Consider the following 18,880-nt stretch of genomic DNA (forward strand, 5'->3'; position numbering starts at 1 on the left):
ATGAAATTTCGATTTATTTCTTTAATATAAGGATATTATATGACGATAGTTCAATGAATTGTCATGAAATGTTCAAAATTTTTTCATAAATCATGTAAAAACTTCTTTCTTAGTTCAGGGGTAATCCATAGACAAGAGTCATTTTTTCCAAACCATTTATACCGATTTTTTGCGATGAAGGAATAAAATATGTCTCGAATGGTCTTAGGAATGATAGAAAATAAAAATAATAGAGTCCAAGGCTGTTTAAGATATTTACAAATTCTTAAAGCAGCAGTAGATTTACTATGAAATTTTCCGTGCTCTATTAATAAAACACTGTCTAAATTTGAGGGTATTCCATAGTATTCCATAAGATGTTTGCCAATCGGACTGTCAATCGATGCAAAAGAAAATACATTTCCCTTTTCATGTCGAAGTATAAATTGAATACTACGATTGCAAACTACACAATCACCATCAAACAGAACAATATGATCCATTGTGAAAATCCCCCTTCTACAACACTATTTTATTACAAGGATCAATAAAATAGTTAATCAAACGTTTGATTAACTTATCTAAGTTATGTAACTACTCTCAACATCTAGTTTAGTTTCTATTCAGAAGGGAACTATTAGAAACGTAAACTATTTAGGTAAGGAGATGTTGTTATGGGAAAAAAAATTGCATGTTTAATTACTTCTATGTTTGAAGATGTAGAGTTCACGGAACCATCAAATGCTTTTACAGAGGCAGGTCATACTGTAGTAACAATTGAAAATGAAAAAGGAAAATCTGTACAAGGTAAACAAGGTAAAGCTAAGGTTACAATAGACGAAAGTATTAATGACGTTAAACCTGAAGATTTTGATGCGTTGTTTATTCCAGGAGGGTTTTCACCAGACTTATTAAGAGAAGATGATCGTTTTGTAGCATTCGCGAAAACCTTTATGGATGATAAGAAGCCAGTTTTTGCAATATGCCATGGACCACAATTATTAATCACTGCAAAAACCTTAGAAGGTCGCGATGCCACTGGTTACAAATCCATCAAGGTAGACATGGAATATGCTGGTGCCAAATTTCAAGATAAAGAAGTAATGGTTTGCGGCAATCAGCTTGTTACTAGTAGACAGCCTAAGGATATTCCAGCGTTTAACAGAGAATCATTAAAACTGTTAAGTAAATAATGATTAGTAAAAAGCCCTTTGTTAGGGCTTTTTTATATGGGTTTAGAACTTCTATTCACTTATTCTACATACTTTTCCTTCTAGACAGGGAGGATGATTTCATTACATTTTCTAAAGTACATAATGAAAATATTGTTTTATTTCTAATCGTAGGGGTTTTTGAGTACAATGATTATTAATTGAAGTTAAGAAAAGGGTGGAGAAATGATCGTATTAAAATCAGAACGTGAAATAAAATCGATGCATGAAGCAGGAAAAATTCTAGCTGCTTGTCATAGAGAAATAGCAAATCTGATTCGTCCTGGTGTATCCTCATGGGATATTGAGGTATTTGTTGATGAATTTTTGAGAAAACATGATGCAAAACCTGAGCAAAAAGGCTATAAAGGATACGAATATGCCACATGTGCTAGTATCAACGATGAAATCTGTCACGGTTTCCCTAGAAAAACTCCATTAAAGGATGGAGATATTGTCACTATTGACATGGTAGTTAATTATAATGGAGCTTTGGCTGATTCAGCTTGGTCGTATGCGGTAGGTGAGGTGACTAGACAGACGGAGAAACTATTGGCCGTAACAAAAGAATCCTTATATCGAGGTATAGAACAGGCCAAAGCTGGAAATCGAATTGGTGACATTGGCTATGCTATCCAAAGTTATGTAGAAAGTGAAGGTTTTTCAGTTGTAAGAGACTTTATTGGTCATGGAATTGGTGCTAGTATTCATGAAAAGCCTGATGTTCCTCATTATGGATTACCAAATCGTGGCACAAGATTAAAAGAAGGTATGGTGTTTACGATTGAACCTATGGTGAATGTAGGAGTGTACCAGTCAAAACGTGATAACAATGGTTGGACTGCTAGAACAGCTGATGGTAAGTATTCTGCTCAATATGAACATACGATTGCCATAACGAAAGAAGGAACTATAATCTTAACAGATCAATAGGGAACAGTTGAATAGTTAGGTCTTTCGGCTCATTTGCGTCATTTTGTTTCTTTTTTGGTTTGCATTTGTTCCTCGCGGGTATTTATAGAACAAGTTGATCAACACAACATCGAAATAAATCATATTTTTCTTAACTACGAGGAGGAACAAATTATGAAATCATGGAAAAAGAAATTAATGGCTAGTGGATTTGCAGTAGGTTTAACAGTAGCAGGTTTGGCAGGTTGTGGTGACGGAGTTGACCAGGATAATGGTGTCGACGACGGTGAAGTAAATGATGAGCAAGATGACAAAAACGAAGAAAATGGTTAATGATATAGATTGAGGTAGGCAGCCAGGAATTACTGGCTGCCTTTACTTATATATAAATAAATTTGTTTCAGAAAATAACAAGATTACCCGATTCTGGGATTTATTATGTGTGGTAAAATAAACTATGTAATTCTAACTACAAATAAAACTATATATTCAATTCCAATGACAAACGAGAACTAATTGTAATTTTTAAGAATTTACACTTTATTCTTGAAAACTTGACAATTTGAACAGCTAAAAAGGAGTAATAACATGAGGTTGATTAGCTTAGATGAATATCGCCCACAGACGATGGAACTTGCTAGACCGATATTCGATAAGTATAAAAGAGTATTACTAGCGGAAGGTCGATCTATTCATCCAACGTTTTTAAAACGATTAGGACAGATGGATATTCGATATTTATTCGTAGAAGATGCCATTTCAAAGGGAATTACTATGGAAGAAATGATAGATATGCCTACATGGATGGAAGCAATCCAGATTGTGCAACAAACTTTCGAAGCGGCAAAAAAGAAGAGTGCTCTTCCTTTTAGAGAGTTGCAAGAGACTGTGAAGAAACTTGTCTTAGAAGTTTACAATCGTGGGGCAGTCGTACTCGTTCCTACCACTTTTCTAGCTGAAGAATTAAGAGATTATGCACATGCTGTAAATGTGGCATTACTATCTACCCAATTAGGAAAGAAAAAGGGTTTAAACCAACTACAAGTGAAGGATTTAGCTCTTGGAGCTTTACTTCATGATGTTGGAAAGGTAGAGACTGAAGGTGAAGGACATGCTCAAGCTGGCTTTGAGATATTGAGAAAAATTAGGGAAGTGAGCCTTTTATCTGCTCATGTTGCTTATCAACATCATGAAAGAGTAGATGGCAGTGGCTATCCTAGGGGAATCAATGGAGCTCAAATTCAAGAATATGCTCAAATTTGTGCCATAGCTGATGCTTTCGAAAATATGATTTCAAACCAAGGGTATGCTCCACATGAAGTTATCGAATATATCATGACAAAATCCGGATCTTATTTTAGAGAGGATTTGGTGCAACTTTTTGTTAGGGAAGTACCATTGTATCCACCTGGTACACAAATTAGATTGAATACAGGGGAACAAGCGATTGTCACAAAAGTTCATAAAAATCCACAACGACCTGATATACGAATAGTGGGTTCACAAGTGAATCTCTCATTGGCCGATCATCCAACTTTATTAGTTTCAGAAGTTCTAGTTGATGAGGAAAAATATTTAGAGGAAAAAAAAGAAAAATAGAGGGCCAACGCCCTCTATTTTTTACTTCTTCAAATTACCTAATTCTTCAGCGATTGCTTCCATTTCACTTGGGCTAAAGCTATTTTTCTTCATGACTAAATCATAAAGAAACTTCAAATCCTCATACATTTCCACATTAAAGTGTGAAGATTTTACCGCACCAATATTCATCATGCGAAGCTTGTCCTTAATCGCATTTACCATATATTCTACATTTTCTGGAGTGTTCTTTGTTAAATCCATGATCAGCCTTCTTTCCTTATGATATTGCTATCATTTCATAGGACTCATTTTCTTGTCAATCATGGTAACTACCTCTTTCCATCTTACATCCCGATATCTCTCTCTAAACCCTGTTCCTTTTCTTCGCGAATCTTTTCTATGATCTTCCTTGTTTCTAAAGCTACAACACCCGATAGACCTAATAAACCTATAAGGTTTGGTATAGCCATTAATGCATTCATAATATCAGCAATGTTCCATACGGTTTGTAAGCTACTGATAGCCCCTACGAATACGAAAGCGACAAATACGATACGGTAAAAAATGGCGCTTTTTTCTTTAAACAAATACGTAAAACACTTCTCTCCATAATAAGACCAACCGATGATAGTAGAAGAAGCGAAAAATAGTAATCCAATGGCTACAACGTACGATCCACTTGATCCTAAAAATTTTGTAAAAGTTTCTGACGTTAACTCAGCACCTTTTAAACCACTGTCGTATAAACCACCCATGACAAGCGTTATACCTGTAATCGAGCAAATAATAATAGTATCTATAAATACTTGTGTCATGGAAACAAGAGCTTGTCTACCAGGTAAATCCGTTTTAGCTGCAGCAGCTGCAATTGGCGCTGATCCCAAACCAGCCTCGTTGGAAAATACTCCTCTTGCCACTCCATAACGAATCACTGCTCCAATAGCTCCTCCCGCAACTGCTTCACCGGTGAAAGCATCACTTAAGATTAAGGCAATTGCATCTGGTATTAAACCAGCATTCATAACCATCACAATAAGGCCGGCAATTAAATAAAATAATGCCATGATTGGAACAAAGAATGAAGTTACTTTTCCTATGCTTTTAATACCACCCAAAAGTACAAGAGCGGTGAAAATGGTTAAAATAATCCCTGTAATCCAAGTCGGTATCGAAAAAGTTACTTCAACGACCTCAGCAACCGAGTTTGATTGAACCATGTTACCTATTCCAAAGGCTGCGATGGAACCAAAAAGTGCGAATAGAACTCCGAGCCACTTTTGACCAAGCCCTTTTTCTAAGTAATACATGGGACCGCCAGACATCTCGCCTTTTTCATTGACTACACGATACTTAACTGCAAGTACAGCCTCTGCATATTTAGTTGCCATCCCTACCAAGGCAGTAATCCACATCCAAAAAACTGCTCCAGGTCCCCCCATCACTACAGCAGTGGCAACTCCAGCAATATTACCAGTACCAACCGTCGCAGCTAGTGCAGTCATTAATGCTTGAAAATGAGAGATATCGCCTTCAGATGATTTATCCTGGCTCTTACTAAAAGCAAGTTTCAAGGAATATGGAAGTAATCGGAATTGTAAAAAGCCAATTCGAATGGTTAAGAAAAGGCCTGCACCTACGATTAAGATGAGAACTGGTGGACCCCAAACCCAAGCACTTACTGTTGCTAAAAACTCTTGGAAATTCATACCTATGCCCCCTTGGATGATTATGTATTTATGAAAATTCAAAGCTGCATAAAAGAATATTCTGAAAATATAACATGATTTTATAAATGATGAAAGTAACTTTTAAAAGATTATAAAAAATTCCCACTTAAGTTCTAGGTCATCATAGTTTGAAGTCATTAAGTAAAAGCTATGTTTCATGGAAATGCAAAAAGGGAATCATACATACAAACAAGCATATTAATGAGGAGGAAATTGTCATGAATCAATATCGTGGAGAATATTCATATCAACACATGGGGACAAGAAAAAATAGATTGTTTCAAGGAATTATGCTCGGAGCTTTGGCAGGTGCTGCAATGAGCCTAATGAGTCGAGATACTCGGACTTCGGTTGTAACGGGTACAAAACAATATTCGAAAGATATTCAAGCATTTATTAAAAATCCGAATGACTTTTTTGATCGTATAAAGGAAACATCTGGAACCATCAGAAAAACGATTCAACAAATTTCGGATGATGTAGCTTTTATTTCTCAAAAAGTAGAAGAAATGAAAGATGTTCCTCCTCAAGTAGCGAGTATGGTAAAAGAAACCAAAGAAGCTTTTACATCACATGATGACAATGACTTGGACAGGATTGAAACAAGACAAAATCAAGCACACCATTATAGAAATACAGTCTTAAAATCATAAATCTATTTAATTGTTTCGAGGTGGCAGTATGGGTGTAAAGAAAGAATGGATGACCAAATCCTTTGTTTTTGAACTGTATGAAAGGATTAAAGGTGATGATGTTTCAGGCTGGGCGGCCCAACTAGCCTTTTTCTTTCTATTATCCATATTTCCACTTCTTATCTTTTTAGTAACTTTATTGCCCTATTTACCTATCCACCAAGAGGATATACTTTCTTTTATTAGAGACTATGCCCCAGAAGAATCGATGAAACTTATTGAAACGAACGTTGCTGAAATTATGAAACAAAATGGAAGGCTTCTTTCTTTTGGGGTTATTGCAACATTGTGGACAGCTTCGAATGGAATTAACTCCATCATTAAAGCATTTAACAGAGCCTATGATGTGAAAGAAAATCGTTCCTTTATTGTCTCAAGAGGGTTAAGTATTGTTTTGACAATTGGTATGATTTTCGTTTTTGTTATCGCATTACTACTACCGGTGTTTGGAAAACAAATCGGTAGTTTAATTTTTGCTCAATTTGGATTTTCAGATGAATTTCTTCAAATATGGGGAACCATTAGATGGCTATTAAGCTCTATCATATTATTTATCGTATTTTTAGTCCTATATTGGATTGCACCAAATATAAAATTAAAATGTTTGAGTGTCGTTCCAGGAACTTTATTTGCTACAATAGGGTGGATTCTGGTATCTTATGCATTTTCTTATTATGTATCGAATTTCGGTAACTACACATCTACATACGGGAGTATAGGGGGAATTATCGTCCTCATGATTTGGTTTTATTTAACGGCTCACATCATCATTTTAGGTGGAGAAATTAATGCGATGGTGAGTGAAAAGAAAGACCCAACCTGCGGATGACAATATTACCCTTCATAAAACTTTGTTCACTACACAAACTACAATGGATACCAAAAAGGTGTCCATTTTTCTTTTTTGAAGGAGAGAACAAGGATGACTAAGAAGACGAAAAAAGACGGTGGCACAAAGCAAAACAAAACACAAAAACCTAAAGGCAAAACGTCTGGTTCTGCCAACGGTCAAAACGGCTATCACTAAGTAAAAAGGCTTGCCCATAAGTGGGCAAGCCTTACATAATTAACTCGATGGAATTAACAAATAACTTAAGCTTATGGCAATAATTGAAGATCTATAAATTAGCCGGTATCTTTATGATCGTAAAAGTCTTAGGCTATTTAAAATTACTAAAATTGTACTTCCTTCATGTCCAATCACACCATATGGGAGATCGAGAACCTGAAGAAAATTCGAAGAAATTAAGAACATGATGACCGTAATAGAGAAAATAACGTTTTGTTTGATGATTCGGTTCATCTTTCTTGAAAGAGCAATCGCTTCAGCAATTTTAGGTAAGTCGTTTTTCATTAATACAATATCGGCTGTTTCTAATGCTACGTCCGTTCCTTCTCCCATTGCTATTCCCACGGATGCGCTTGCCAATGCGGGTGCGTCATTGATTCCATCTCCAACCATGGCAACAGTATGGTATTTTTCTTTTAAAAGCTTAACTTCATCAACTTTTGTTTCTGGTAGGCATTCCGCCACAAACGCATCAATATGGCTTTCTGAAGCGATAACTTGGGCAGTTTTTTCACTGTCCCCCGTCAACATGACAGTATGGATTCCTTGAGAACGCAACGTTTCAATTGCTTTACTCGTTTCTTCCCTAACGACATCCTTCAATGCTAAAAGTCCTGCAATTCCTTGCCCATCACTTGCAAAAACAATCGTCTTACCTTCTGCAGCTAGTTTCTGATAAATTCCATCCTGAAAAGCTTCTGCTGCTTCTTTTCCAATGAAATCCACTTTACCGATTTTCCATTTAACGCCTTCTAGATTTGCTTGTACGCCCCATCCACTTATATCTTCCATTTGATCAGGCTTATTTAATGGTTGAGAATTAATTTGTTTTACATATTTAGTTATTGATTGTGCCAGTGGATGATTAGAGTATTGTTCTATCGAGCCAACATTGTATAGGAATGATTCTCTTGTATAGTCTTCGCGAAACAACACATCCGTAACTTCTGGTCTTCCTTTTGTTAATGTCCCAGTTTTATCAAAGGCAATAGCTCTCAAGTTCCCTAAATTCTCTAAGTGGATGCCTCCTTTAAAAAGAATTCCTTTTTTGGCGCCATTAGAGATAGCGGAAAGGGTAGCAGGCATAATGGAAGCCACTAACGCACAAGGAGAAGCAACAACTAACAAAATCATAGATCGATAAAAAGTTTCAGTCCAACTCCATCCTAATAGGAAATGGGGGAGAACCATCATGACAAGTACCGTAGCTAAAACAACCTTCACATAAGTCCCTTCAAACTTCTCGATGAAAAGTTGGGAAGGTGATTTTTCACTTTGAGCAGATTGAACGAGTTGAATGATTTTTTGAAATAATGTATCTTGGTTCAATTTTGTAATCGTTACCGTAATGGTTCCACGTAGGTTTACAGTTCCCGCAAAGACCTCATCATCGACTTTCTTGTTGACGGGTAATGACTCTCCAGTAATAGCAGCTTCATCAATATGTGTTTGCCCTTCTGAGATGACTCCGTCGGATGGAACACGTTCTCCAGCTTTCACAAGAATTTTATCTCCGATAATCAGTTGGGAAACGTGAACTTTTTCTTCCTTCCCAGTAGGAGAGATTCTAAGTGCCTCTTCAGGTTGAAGCTCCATTAATGATGAAATTTCTTTATGGCTTTTGTTCATAGTGTAGGTTTCTAGCGCCCCACTAACTGCAAATATGAAAATTAATATGGCCCCTTCTGTCCAATAACCAATGATAGCAGAACCAATGGCTGCGAAAATCATCAACATCTCAACATTAAGCTCTTTGTTCTCAATAGTTTCTTCGATTCCTTCTTTCGCTTTTGCAAACCCACCGATTATGAATGCGAGGACATAAGCAACTATGGAAGCTGTTTCTTGCCCCTCATTTGAAAAAAACCATCCTAAAGCAATTAATAGCCCGCATACTCCAGCAGCAACTAATTCAATATGGGGAAGAATCTTTTTCCATACGGATTCTTTTGAATCATTTTGTTCAGTGGTATGATTTAAAGCATTTGCATTTGAGCCCATCTTTTTCTCCTCCTTAACTTAATCATTTGATTGAATGAGAAAGATATTCATCGTCAATACCCTTAAAAAACACGAAAGCTGTCATCTGAAGAGATGACAGCACAAAATGAAAAAATAAATAGATATTTGGTTACATTTATCCTACCATAAAGGATATGCAAAAAGAAATTAATTTGTACTTATTCTAATTATTAAATTTAGAGGCAGGTAACACATGTTTAAGGCGGAACGTTTTTTTACACATCCAGTTGGAATCATTCTCTCAGCAGGAAGCGCGGCTTTTCTATGGGGAAGTGCATTTCCGGCTATAAAACTAAGCTATGGGCTGTTAGATATCCAGCCACATGAGAGTAGTGAAATGCTATTATTTGCAGGCTATCGATTTATCTTGGCTGCATTTTTGATTTTTATTTTTTTAGTAATTACAAAGCAACAAATTCTACTTCAAAAAACTCATATCAAGCCACTAGTTAAAATTGGTGTATTTCAGACTTTCATTCAATATGTTCTCTTTTATATTGGTTTAAGTTATTCAAGTGGTGTCCAAGGATCGATCATTGCGGGAACAACGACATTCTTCCAAATTTTATTTGCCCATTTTTTATATCATAATGACAAATTAAGTATGAGAAAGGGGTGGGGACTTTTACTAGGGTTTGGTGGGGTCATTGCCGTCAATATCAGTAAAGGTGATCTAACGATGGATTTTGGCTTAGGAGAGGTTCTATTATTAATCGCAATGGCTTCTGGTGGATACGGGAATATCTTAGCCCGAAATGCCAGCAAACATATGGAAGTGGGTTACATCACAAGTTATGAAATGATTTTTGGTGCTCTAGGTCTTATCATGCTTGCAATACCAGGAGTGGGACTATTTCCATTTTCATTTACATGGGAAGCGGCAGGATTGTTACTATATCTATCATTCTTGTCAGCGGCAGGATATATATTATGGAATAATGTGATGAAATATAATCAAGTGGGGAAAATCTCGGTTTACCTATTCTTAATGCCTGTCTTTGGAGTGTTTCTTTCATCAGTAATCTTGAACGAATCGTTAAGTTCATTTGTATTTCTCGGTTTATTATTAGTTACAGCAGGAATTGTGATAGTTAATCGTGGAGAAAAATCAAATAAACCAGAAGAAGTTGACTTCTAAATTCAAAGAAGATAAAAGCACTTGCCATAATAGTGGCCAGTGCTTTTATCTTTTACGTAACAGAATGTACTGTAGTTTCTATTTCCTTTGGTCTGAACAGTAATAATGCAATAAAAATAGTGAACAACATAACACTAATGACGAAGAAAAAGGCATTATTAAAGTATTGAATGACAATTCCTCCTAAAAAAGGACCTGAAATACTACCAACGCTAAAGAGAATCCCACACATTAGATTACCGGCCGGCAGAAGATTTTTAGGGAGTAAATCTGCCATGTACGTAATCCCTAATGAAAAAGTCGAGCCTGTCATCATACCAGCAAGCAGGAAACAAATAAAAAGAATGACCCCTGAATGTTGAAATAGACCAGCTACAGTAAAGCACAGAAATCCAGACATCATAACAATTAATAAAACATTCTTTCTTCCGTACTTATCACTCACATAGCCCAATGGGAATTGAAACAGGATTGCTCCTACAGCAAAAGCAGGCAATAAAATGGATACATCCTTAATATCCATACCTATACGAAGAGCGTATACTGGAAAATTCCCATTCATGGTTGATTCGAGAAATCCATAACCGAACGGAGGTAAAAATGCCACCCAAGCATATTTGCAAACCTTCCCAAATCTTTGTAGCGTTCCAAGAAAATTAGACGTTTCTACCCCTTGATCTGGCTTTTCATTTTGTAAGAAAAAGACTGTAGTCCAAGCAATTAGACTGATTAGTGAAGATATGATAAAAGGTAAAGCCTCACTGATTTCAATTAAACGTGTCATCAATGGCCCAATAGCAAAACCAAGTCCAAAGAAGATTCCGTAAATCGATATATTTCTACCTCTTCGATTTTCAGGGGAAGAGGCTGTGATCCACGTCTGAGTGGAAAAGTGCAGCATATGGTCTCCAATCCCAATCATTAATCGAAGAAAGAACCAGAACCAGAAAGATTTCCATAAAGGAAAAAGCGCCAATGCAAGAAATACCGCTGCTCCTCCAACAATAATAATCGGTTTATACCCAAATCTTCTTAAAGGACCCTCCATTAATGGGGAAACTAAGAGGATTCCTAAATATAAGCCTGTAGCATGAAAACCGTTCATTGAAGAACTTACCCCATCGTTTTCGAAAATAATGGCAATTAAAGGCAATAACATACCTTGAGAAAAACCAGATATACCAACAATGGTAACTAAAATCCACAATCGCTTCATAGATGTATCCATAATGGCTCCTTTCATAACAAATTTCATGTTACTTAGTAATAGTGGATTAGGCAATACTAATTTGAGGTAATGAATCGGAGAAAGTCTTTAGAAAGTTTATTTAAAAAGGTATAATATTCCTTATTTATTAGCAAATTTATGGGAGGGGGATTTTGATTGGAGTTCAAAATGAAAGAGAAAGGCTTCATAACAGAGTTACCATACGGAGACCTTCATGTTTCAGGGAATGAGGAATATGGGTTTCGCCCATACCAACTTCTAGTTTCTTCGATTGCTGTATGTAGTGGGGGAGTCCTAAAGTCCATATTGGAAAAAATGAGAATGGAAGTCGAGGATATCTCAGTCAAAACAGAGGTTGAACGGAACGCTGAGGAAGCTAATCGAGTTGAGAAAATTCACCTTCACTTTGTACTACGCGTACCAAATGCAGACCTAAATAAGATTGAGAAGGCAGTTCATTTAGCCAATAAAAATTGCCCAATGGTTCAATCGGTTAAGGGAAGTATTGATATTAATGAAAGCTTTGAACTTATTTGATGTATATTTCAGATAGCGAGGAAACTATATGGCGAATAAAATATTTTTAATTCTTGTACTTGCTGGTGTACCGTTATCCGTAGCTGGCTCACTCATGCATTGGCCAAGTGTTATCATGTTTGGCGTGTACTGTTTAACAATTATTGCATTGGCAAGTTTTATGGGGAGAGCAACCGAAAGTTTAGCGGTTGTAATGGGGCCTAGAATAGGTGGATTGTTAAATGCCACTTTTGGTAATGCGGTCGAGTTAATCATTTCAATTTTTGCTTTAAAAGCCGGATTAGTTGGTGTGGTACTAGCATCCTTAACAGGTTCAGTTCTTGGTAACTTACTACTAGTAGCGGGGCTTTCATTCTTTGTGGGGGGATTAAAGTTTAAAAGACAAACCTTCAATGTTTTTGATGCTAGACACAATGCGGGCTTATTGGTTTTTGCCGTAGTGGTTGCGTTTGTAATTCCTGAAGTGTTCGCGCAAACAATGAATGAGACAAAAACTATTTCATTAAGCGTAGGTATTTCCATAATCTTGATTCTTTTATATTTAGCTGCTCTTTTCTTCAAGCTTGTTACTCATCGTGGGGTATACCAGCATGGGGAAAATGGTAGTCATCATGAGGAAGAAACACCTGAATGGAGTAAGGGAAAGGCAATGCTTATTTTACTTTTAGCTACTGTGGCTGTTGCTTATGTCTCTGAAAATCTTGTTCATACATTTGAAGTGGTGGCTGAATCATTTGGTTGGACAGAACTATTCATTGGGGTTATCATCGTTGCGATTGTCGGTAATGCGGCAGAGCATGCATCCGCTATCATCTTTGCCTATAAGAATAAGATGGATATTGCAGTAGAAATTGCAGTCGGATCGACATTACAAATTGCGATGTTCGTTGCACCAGTACTTGTATTAATATCATTAATGTTCCCAACAGCGATGCCGTTAGTATTCTCCATGCCGGAATTGATCGCAATGGTAACATCAGTATTCTTGATGATTGTGATTTCCAATGACGGAGAAACAAACTGGTTTGAGGGAGTAACGCTATTAGCAGCCTATTTAATCATGGGAATTGGATTTTTCTTACTATAAAAAAATAAGAATAAAAAAGACTCTGCATGTATGATACAATTTGCAGAGTCCTTTTTATATGGTCATAATTTCTGTTAAGTACATAATACAATCCAGACTATCTTGATTCTTCGAAAGAATGCAACTTCCTACACAACAAGCAGGGGTATTCATGTCGAACGATCGTAGATAACTTTCTCGGATGCTCACCAACCTTATTGTTTATTTTTAGACTGAAAATCTTTTTTGTTGAATATATTCTCGATAGACAACCTCCCTTTATTTGTGGACTAAGATGTAAAAATCGCCTCCTTTTTAAAGGGTAAGGTTATTATATCGTTCATTTAGAGAAAAGTAAATATTCTAAATTTTACAAAAACATTACAATTTAAGTTTTAAAAGAAAAGGGGATTCATATTGAAGCTGTCGAAGAGAATAGCATTATTTGTGGGAGGAATCTTAATCCTCACACTAGGAATAAGTATGACAATTAAGGCTAATATCGGGACTGGTGCCTGGGACGCTTTGAACGTAGGTCTTTCTAAAAAAGTAGGATTGACGATTGGGAATTGGGTTTTCTTAAGTGGTGTGTTTTTAATGTTTGTTAATGCGTATCTGTTAAGAGAGAAGCCTCGTGTTCTTTCACTAGGAACGATATTTGTAATCGGGATGTTTGTTGATTTTTGGATGATCATTGTTTTAAAAGATTGGGCACCTGTTACTCCTATCTGGAAACTAACAACATTGTTAAGCGGTATTGCAGTAATTTCAATTGGTGTAGCCATTTATTTATTACCGAAGTTTCCACCTGGACCGATGGATATACTTATGTTGGCTATCCACCAACGCTTCAAGGTCAACTTGATGGCTGCGAAGACCATTGGGGAATTATTTGGACTCATACTTGCATTTCTAATTGGGGGTCCTATTGGTGTTGGAACATTAATCATTACTTTCTTAATTGGGCCACTGGTACAGTTGTTTTTCCCTGTGGTTGAAAGGTGGTTGGGTGAACCAACTTCCTAGAAGTATGTGCATAGTAAATTCTTTTTGAGCTAACAATAGAAGCAAATGATTTTTTGCTCAGAAGGAGTGCACATATGAAACGATTAGCATTTTTAACAGTTGGATTTGTACTATCTTTACAGCTTTTTATCGGGGCTAATGTTTTTGCCACTTCCATTGAGGTGGGTGGTAAGCCATCAGGTCCTATACCTATCCCGTCTTCGGTTTTGAATATCGCTAAGGAGAATACTTATCCAAACTCAACACAGGATTTACCGTATCTTCAGCCTAGTGAACTCACTCAAAAATTAATCGATTCTTCAAAAGTGAAAATCGAAAACCCAGAACTGATTCATATGTTAAACGAATCTACAGTCTCGAAAGCACCGTTGGCATTTGGCTATAGAGCTACCATTTATTTAGGACATTGGGCTCTTAATTACGAGTCGACGGAAACTGCACCGAATTGGGAATACCAAAAAATTAATACAAATTATTTTGATAATAGAGGCGGTACAAAAAACTACCAAATCCATTATGTCCAAGAAGCACAGAAGATTGTAAAAGGTGGACTAACAGCCAAAATTCCTGCAGCAGATGACGTACAAAAGATGATGATTATCAAAGCTGCAAAGAAAACAAATCTTCCACTTTCATTCGATACTGTTGTTGGTGGAGGAACGAAAAAAGACCAAGTATACAATATCCCTCCGAAAAGACTTGGATATTTATATGCTTATGCTTCCGCTGTAAATGAAAAAGGAAAAGTAACTTACGGTGAAGTGTTTCTTGTTCTAAAGGGCAATAAAAAATCAATTGTAGTTAAAAACGTAACCCAACAAGGAATTGGGGCTTGGATTCCAGTTCAAGATCATTTAGCGTTTGGTTTCCTAGCTACAGAAAGACCAAGATAGAAAAAAAGTGCGACTTACGCACTCTTTCAGATTGTCGACAAAAGACATCGAGAGGCCTCCCTCTCGATGTCTTTTGTCATTTTTGGATAGGATTGCGGTTAAAATACGTTGATTTCCGCTCCAGGCACTTGCTTTCCGGGGGGTAGGCGGTGAGCTTCCTCGTCGCTAACGCTCCTGCGGGAGGAGTGTGAAGCTTGAGACCCCGCAAGGAGCATAGCGACTGAGGAGGCTCAAGTCACACCCCGCGGAAAGCGTTCGCCAGGAACGGAAATCAACGGATTATCTAGTATATAAATTATTTTAATTGAAAAAGACTGTAGACAAACTCTTAATTCTTAGAGTTTGTCTACAGTCTGAAAGAGTGCGACTTACGCACTCTTTTTTTGTGGTTAATTATGATAGTGAATTGAGTAATCATCTAGAGATGTTAGATTTTTTCAGTGTGAAATCTTCTGTTGGGTAGTAAGCGTTTTTCACTAAAACGTTTGGTCCAAGACATTGGACGGCTGGACAATGGCAATTTAATGATTTAGCTAGCTTAGAATCCATCCATTTTTGATAGGATTCATGAAAGCTGTGTGTTTGGATATTTCCAAGAGATGGGGCATCACCAAAATCTGTTACGATTACGTCACCGGTAAAGATATTTGCATTTAAACGAGAGCGTCCATCTGGATCATTACGTACAGTAACATTTTTAGCGCTATATAGTTTTTGCAGGAGATTTAAATCCTCTTGACTAGAGCTACATGGATAGAATGGCAGAGTTCCGAATAACATCCAAACATCCTGATTACGAATGTCTAATAAATGTGAAATAGCTTGGCGCATTTCATCTAAAGAAATAGCCTCTAGAGTGGAAGCGAAGTCACTTGGATACATTGGATGGACTTCATGGCGTTGGCAACCCATTTCCTCTGTTATCTGTTTATGAATGCTTTCTAAGTACGGAAGCGTTCGATTGTTCAGCATGGTTTCTGCTGAAACAATGACTCCTGCTTTTGTCAAAGCTTGACTGTTGTCAATCATTTTTTGGAAAAGCACAGCTCTTTGTTCTCTTGTAGGTTTTCGCTCCATCATGGCAAAACCATGATCAATAAAATGATCAATGGTTCCCCAATTATGAGAAATATGGAGTACATCAAGATAAGGAATGATATCCTCATAACGTTCAAGATCAAGCGTTAAATTAGAATTAATTTGTGTACGTACGCCTCTTTCATGGGCATACTTTAAAAGCGGGACTACATAATTTTTTACGGATTTTTTAGACAGCATTGGTTCGCCACCTGTAATGCTCAATGATCTTAGCTCTTTTACTTCATCCAATCTTTGTAGTAAAAGTTCTATTGGCAGGGCATTAGGGTCCTTTGGTTGCAATGTATATCCGACAGCGCAATGCTCGCAGCGCATGTTGCACAGTGTTGTTGTAGTGAATTCAATATTCGTCAATGTCATCTTGCCGTATTGTTCTATGTCCATATATGCTTCCCACGGATCATACTGTGGGGTAATAGGTTGTAGACGCGAAGTAGTTGTAGTTATCATATTCATTTAAGCTCCTTACAAGGAATGTAATGGCACTGTATCATTATGAAAAAATGACTTAATAAAGTCAATGACATCAATTGAACTTTTATTCATTATTATGTAGGATTAATTAAGCGAAAAGGGAGGGACATAACATGGGAAAAGCGATTACAAACAAAGACGACCAAATGAATTACTTAAAACAAAGGCTCTCTATGTTCTTAGAGGTGTTGGAAAACATTGATCCTGAACATACTGAATTAGAAGATATCGATCGATTGATCGGAATCATTGATGAACTAGAGACAAAAATTGATCAATTCAAGACTAGATAAATTAAAGGGTCGTAAATCTGGCTTTTACCGAAAAAAAGCCAAGTTTACGACCTTTCCTTTTATAAAAATACTTGGCTTCTTGGTACCTATTTTTGTAGATTACATAATTTTTACATGTAATCGTTTGCACCTGAGTCTTTTCGAACGTATGAGATAGGAGTATAATAGGAAACGTAATTTTTAAAAGAATAATTTATTTATATAAAAATGGAATGACAAAGGGAGTATATAGAGGGGGAGAAATAAGCATGAACATGGAAAAATTCCAAGAAAGCATGTACCAGTTAATTGTAGAAACATCTACTAATCTTCCAAAGGATGTTCGTAGAGCGATTAAAGCAGCTAAGTTAAAAGAGAGTGAAGGCACTCGTTCCGCAATGAGCTTGGCAACAATCACACAAAACATTACGATGGCAGATGAAAATATTTCTCCAATTTGCCAAGATACAGGCTTACCAACTTTTAAAATTAAAACACCTGTTGGAGTAAATCAAATCCAAATTAAAGAAGCGATAAAAGCGGCAATTGCTTTAGCTACAAAGAACGGAAAGCTACGTCCAAACTCCGTAGATTCCTTAACAGGTGATAATAGTGGTGACAATCTTGGTCAAGGTGTTCCAGTCATGAAATTCGACCAATGGGAAAAAGATTATATCGATGTTCGTCTTATCCTTAAAGGTGGAGGATGTGAAAATAAAAACATCCAATATAGTCTGCCTTGCGAACTTGAGGGACTTGGAAAAGCTGGACGTGATTTAGATGGAATCCGTAAATGTATCATGCATTCCGTTTACCAAGCACAGGGTCAAGGTTGTAGTGCTGGCTTTATTGGAGTAGGTATTGGAGGTGATCGTTCTTCTGGATATGATCTTGCAAAAGAGCAGTTATTTAGAAGCAACGATGATGTTAATCCACATGAAGACCTTCGTAAGCTAGAAGAGTATGTGATGGAAAATGCCAACAAGCTTGGTATCGGTACAATGGGCTTTGGTGGCGAAACGACTTTGTTAGGTTGCAAAATCGGAGTTATGGACAGAATCCCAGCAAGTTTCTTCGTTTCAGTAGCATATAATTGTTGGGCATTCCGTCGTTTAGGTATTCAAGTGAACCCTGAAACAGGAGAAATCTCAGAGTGGATGTATCAAGAGGGAGATAAGATTGATTTCTCTCAAGAAGCAGAACTGGAAACTGCAGCTGCTGTAGAAACAGAAAGCAGTGAAATCATCCTTCAAGCTCCAATTACAGAAGAACAAATTCGTAAGCTTAAGGTTGGAGATGTTGTGAAAATCTACGGTATGATGTACACAGGCCGTGATGCAATCCATAAATACTTATCTGACAATGATTCACCAGTTGATTTAAATGGTCAGGTAATTTATCACTGTGGTCCAGTTATGTTAAAGGATGAAGAAGGAAAGTGGCATGTAAAAGCTGCAGGTCCAACTACAAGTATTCGTGAGGAGCCATACCAAGGTGATATTATGAAACGCTTCGGTATTCGTGCTGTTATCGGAAAAGGTGGAATGGGACCTAAAACGTTAGCTGCCCTACAAGAGCATGGAGGAGTTTACTTGAATGCAATTGGGGGAGCAGCTCAGTATTATGCTGATTGCATCAAATCGGTTGAAGGCGTAGACTTAATGCAGTTTGGTATACCTGAAGCAATGTGGCATTTAAAAGTAGAAGGATTTAAAGCAGTAGTCACGATGGATTCACACGGAAATAGCCTTCATAAAGATGTAGCAATGAGCTCACTTGAAAAATTAGCACAGTTTAAAGAAACTGTCTTTAAATAAGACAAACAAAGAAGCTTGGGAATCCAAGCTTCTTTTGATTTTTTTGGAAGGTTTTATGAAGTATACCTTTCCCTCATTCACAACTGTAAAAGGACTTTATTACTATATTTATGAAAACGCTCTCAAATGCCCACACCG

General features: G+C 36.9%; 19 protein-coding genes. 13 read left to right on the forward strand and 6 right to left on the reverse strand.

Features of this window, described 5'->3' with window-relative positions; genetic code table 11:
* Window positions 1-83: 83 nt before the first annotated feature.
* Window positions 84-482, reverse strand: a complete 399-nt coding sequence (locus DBX25_RS09185) for a thiol-disulfide oxidoreductase DCC family protein (RefSeq protein WP_108670486.1) — start codon at window positions 480-482, stop codon at window positions 84-86.
* 171 nt (window positions 483-653) lie between these two features.
* Between DBX25_RS09185 and DBX25_RS09190 the strand changes: the two genes are divergently transcribed.
* The 4 genes from DBX25_RS09190 to DBX25_RS09205 all read left to right on the forward strand — a co-directional run bounded on the left by DBX25_RS09190 (window position 654) and on the right by DBX25_RS09205 (window position 3,701).
* Entirely contained in the window at window positions 654-1,172 is a 519-nt protein-coding gene (locus DBX25_RS09190) for a type 1 glutamine amidotransferase domain-containing protein (protein ID WP_108670487.1), read from the forward strand.
* A gap of 204 nt (window positions 1,173-1,376) precedes the next feature.
* Window positions 1,377-2,123, forward strand: a complete 747-nt coding sequence (gene map, locus DBX25_RS09195) for a type I methionyl aminopeptidase (RefSeq protein ID WP_108670488.1) — start codon at window positions 1,377-1,379, stop codon at window positions 2,121-2,123.
* A gap of 153 nt (window positions 2,124-2,276) precedes the next feature.
* Window positions 2,277-2,435 (forward strand): hypothetical protein, encoded by a 159-nt coding sequence (locus tag DBX25_RS20830; RefSeq protein ID WP_170110126.1) that lies wholly within the window; start codon window positions 2,277-2,279, stop codon window positions 2,433-2,435.
* 255 nt (window positions 2,436-2,690) lie between these two features.
* Window positions 2,691-3,701, forward strand: coding sequence for an HD-GYP domain-containing protein (locus tag DBX25_RS09205; protein WP_108670490.1), 1,011 nt, complete (start codon window positions 2,691-2,693; stop codon window positions 3,699-3,701).
* A gap of 21 nt (window positions 3,702-3,722) precedes the next feature.
* Here the strand turns inward: DBX25_RS09205 and DBX25_RS09210 are convergent, their stop codons facing one another.
* Together DBX25_RS09210 and DBX25_RS09215 are read right to left on the reverse strand one after the other, a co-directional pair.
* Window positions 3,723-3,944, reverse strand: coding sequence for a DUF1128 domain-containing protein (locus tag DBX25_RS09210; protein ID WP_108670491.1), 222 nt, complete (start codon window positions 3,942-3,944; stop codon window positions 3,723-3,725).
* An 83-nt stretch (window positions 3,945-4,027) separates the two neighbouring features.
* Window positions 4,028-5,389 (reverse strand): alanine/glycine:cation symporter family protein, encoded by a 1,362-nt coding sequence (locus tag DBX25_RS09215; protein WP_205685199.1) that lies wholly within the window; start codon window positions 5,387-5,389, stop codon window positions 4,028-4,030.
* Between the two features lie 239 nt (window positions 5,390-5,628).
* On the opposite strand from DBX25_RS09215, the gene DBX25_RS09220 reads away from it, so the two are divergent.
* Together DBX25_RS09220 and DBX25_RS09225 are read left to right on the forward strand one after the other, a co-directional pair.
* The gene (locus DBX25_RS09220; protein ID WP_108670492.1) at window positions 5,629-6,063 is read left to right on the forward strand and encodes a hypothetical protein; all 435 of its coding nucleotides are present in this window, start codon (window positions 5,629-5,631) and stop codon (window positions 6,061-6,063) included.
* Window positions 6,064-6,091: 28 nt separating this feature from the next.
* Window positions 6,092-6,931, forward strand: a complete 840-nt coding sequence (locus DBX25_RS09225; protein ID WP_240620226.1) for a YihY/virulence factor BrkB family protein — start codon at window positions 6,092-6,094, stop codon at window positions 6,929-6,931.
* A gap of 309 nt (window positions 6,932-7,240) precedes the next feature.
* Here DBX25_RS09225 and DBX25_RS09230 read toward each other — a convergent pair whose 3' ends face one another.
* On the reverse strand, window positions 7,241-9,172 hold the full coding sequence (locus DBX25_RS09230; RefSeq protein WP_108670493.1) for a heavy metal translocating P-type ATPase: 1,932 nt from the start codon (window positions 9,170-9,172) through the stop codon (window positions 7,241-7,243).
* Between the two features lie 214 nt (window positions 9,173-9,386).
* Between DBX25_RS09230 and DBX25_RS09235 the strand changes: the two genes are divergently transcribed.
* Window positions 9,387-10,331, forward strand: a complete 945-nt coding sequence (locus DBX25_RS09235; RefSeq protein ID WP_108670494.1) for a DMT family transporter — start codon at window positions 9,387-9,389, stop codon at window positions 10,329-10,331.
* A gap of 52 nt (window positions 10,332-10,383) precedes the next feature.
* Here DBX25_RS09235 and DBX25_RS09240 read toward each other — a convergent pair whose 3' ends face one another.
* Window positions 10,384-11,559 carry an MFS transporter gene (locus tag DBX25_RS09240; protein ID WP_240620227.1) on the reverse strand — a complete coding sequence of 392 codons (1,176 nt, stop codon included), beginning with the start codon at window positions 11,557-11,559 and terminating at the stop codon, window positions 10,384-10,386.
* Window positions 11,560-11,715: 156 nt separating this feature from the next.
* Between DBX25_RS09240 and DBX25_RS09245 the strand changes: the two genes are divergently transcribed.
* The 4 genes from DBX25_RS09245 to DBX25_RS09260 all read left to right on the forward strand — a co-directional run bounded on the left by DBX25_RS09245 (window position 11,716) and on the right by DBX25_RS09260 (window position 15,081).
* Window positions 11,716-12,096 (forward strand): OsmC family protein, encoded by a 381-nt coding sequence (locus DBX25_RS09245; protein WP_108670495.1) that lies wholly within the window; start codon window positions 11,716-11,718, stop codon window positions 12,094-12,096.
* A 28-nt stretch (window positions 12,097-12,124) separates the two neighbouring features.
* Window positions 12,125-13,183: a calcium/proton exchanger gene (gene cax, locus DBX25_RS09250; RefSeq protein ID WP_108670496.1), complete on the forward strand. Its 1,059-nt coding sequence runs from the start codon at window positions 12,125-12,127 to the stop codon at window positions 13,181-13,183.
* A 396-nt stretch (window positions 13,184-13,579) separates the two neighbouring features.
* Window positions 13,580-14,188, forward strand: a complete 609-nt coding sequence (locus tag DBX25_RS09255) for a YczE/YyaS/YitT family protein (protein WP_108670497.1) — start codon at window positions 13,580-13,582, stop codon at window positions 14,186-14,188.
* 74 nt (window positions 14,189-14,262) lie between these two features.
* Window positions 14,263-15,081: a YfkD famly protein gene (locus DBX25_RS09260; RefSeq protein ID WP_108670498.1), complete on the forward strand. Its 819-nt coding sequence runs from the start codon at window positions 14,263-14,265 to the stop codon at window positions 15,079-15,081.
* Window positions 15,082-15,495: 414 nt separating this feature from the next.
* Here DBX25_RS09260 and yfkAB read toward each other — a convergent pair whose 3' ends face one another.
* Window positions 15,496-16,629 carry a radical SAM/CxCxxxxC motif protein YfkAB gene (gene yfkAB, locus DBX25_RS09265; protein WP_108670499.1) on the reverse strand — a complete coding sequence of 378 codons (1,134 nt, stop codon included), beginning with the start codon at window positions 16,627-16,629 and terminating at the stop codon, window positions 15,496-15,498.
* 137 nt (window positions 16,630-16,766) lie between these two features.
* Here yfkAB and DBX25_RS09270 point away from each other — a divergent pair, with 137 nt between their 5' ends.
* Complete coding sequence (locus tag DBX25_RS09270; RefSeq protein ID WP_108670500.1) at window positions 16,767-16,946, forward strand: SE1561 family protein; 180 nt, start codon at window positions 16,767-16,769, stop codon at window positions 16,944-16,946.
* A gap of 248 nt (window positions 16,947-17,194) precedes the next feature.
* Entirely contained in the window at window positions 17,195-18,742 is a 1,548-nt protein-coding gene (locus tag DBX25_RS09275; RefSeq protein ID WP_108670501.1) for a fumarate hydratase, read from the forward strand.
* Window positions 18,743-18,880: the final 138 nt, after the last annotated feature.

Origin of the sequence: Peribacillus acanthi (assembly GCF_003073175.1) — a bacterium.
Taxonomy (GTDB): domain Bacteria; phylum Bacillota; class Bacilli; order Bacillales; family DSM-1321; genus Bacillus_BN; species Bacillus_BN acanthi.

Bases quoted from the DNA above. Each gene is read 5' to 3' on its own strand.
- DBX25_RS09185 (WP_108670486.1), bottom strand. From the start codon at position 482: ATGGATCATATTGTTCTGTTTGATGGTGATTGTGTAGTTTGCAATCGT.
- DBX25_RS09190 (WP_108670487.1), top strand. From the start codon at position 654: ATGGGAAAAAAAATTGCATGTTTAATTACTTCTATGTTTGAAGATGTA.
- map (WP_108670488.1), top strand. From the start codon at position 1,377: ATGATCGTATTAAAATCAGAACGTGAAATAAAATCGATGCATGAAGCA.
- DBX25_RS20830 (WP_170110126.1), top strand. From the start codon at position 2,277: ATGAAATCATGGAAAAAGAAATTAATGGCTAGTGGATTTGCAGTAGGT.
- DBX25_RS09205 (WP_108670490.1), top strand. From the start codon at position 2,691: ATGAGGTTGATTAGCTTAGATGAATATCGCCCACAGACGATGGAACTT.
- DBX25_RS09210 (WP_108670491.1), bottom strand. From the start codon at position 3,944: ATGGATTTAACAAAGAACACTCCAGAAAATGTAGAATATATGGTAAAT.
- DBX25_RS09215 (WP_205685199.1), bottom strand. From the start codon at position 5,389: ATGAATTTCCAAGAGTTTTTAGCAACAGTAAGTGCTTGGGTTTGGGGT.
- DBX25_RS09220 (WP_108670492.1), top strand. From the start codon at position 5,629: ATGAATCAATATCGTGGAGAATATTCATATCAACACATGGGGACAAGA.
- DBX25_RS09225 (WP_240620226.1), top strand. From the start codon at position 6,092: ATGGGTGTAAAGAAAGAATGGATGACCAAATCCTTTGTTTTTGAACTG.
- DBX25_RS09230 (WP_108670493.1), bottom strand. From the start codon at position 9,172: ATGGGCTCAAATGCAAATGCTTTAAATCATACCACTGAACAAAATGAT.
- DBX25_RS09235 (WP_108670494.1), top strand. From the start codon at position 9,387: ATGTTTAAGGCGGAACGTTTTTTTACACATCCAGTTGGAATCATTCTC.
- DBX25_RS09240 (WP_240620227.1), bottom strand. From the start codon at position 11,559: ATGGATACATCTATGAAGCGATTGTGGATTTTAGTTACCATTGTTGGT.
- cax (WP_108670496.1), top strand. From the start codon at position 12,125: ATGGCGAATAAAATATTTTTAATTCTTGTACTTGCTGGTGTACCGTTA.
- DBX25_RS09260 (WP_108670498.1), top strand. From the start codon at position 14,263: ATGAAACGATTAGCATTTTTAACAGTTGGATTTGTACTATCTTTACAG.
- yfkAB (WP_108670499.1), bottom strand. From the start codon at position 16,629: ATGATAACTACAACTACTTCGCGTCTACAACCTATTACCCCACAGTAT.
- DBX25_RS09270 (WP_108670500.1), top strand. From the start codon at position 16,767: ATGGGAAAAGCGATTACAAACAAAGACGACCAAATGAATTACTTAAAA.
- DBX25_RS09275 (WP_108670501.1), top strand. From the start codon at position 17,195: ATGAACATGGAAAAATTCCAAGAAAGCATGTACCAGTTAATTGTAGAA.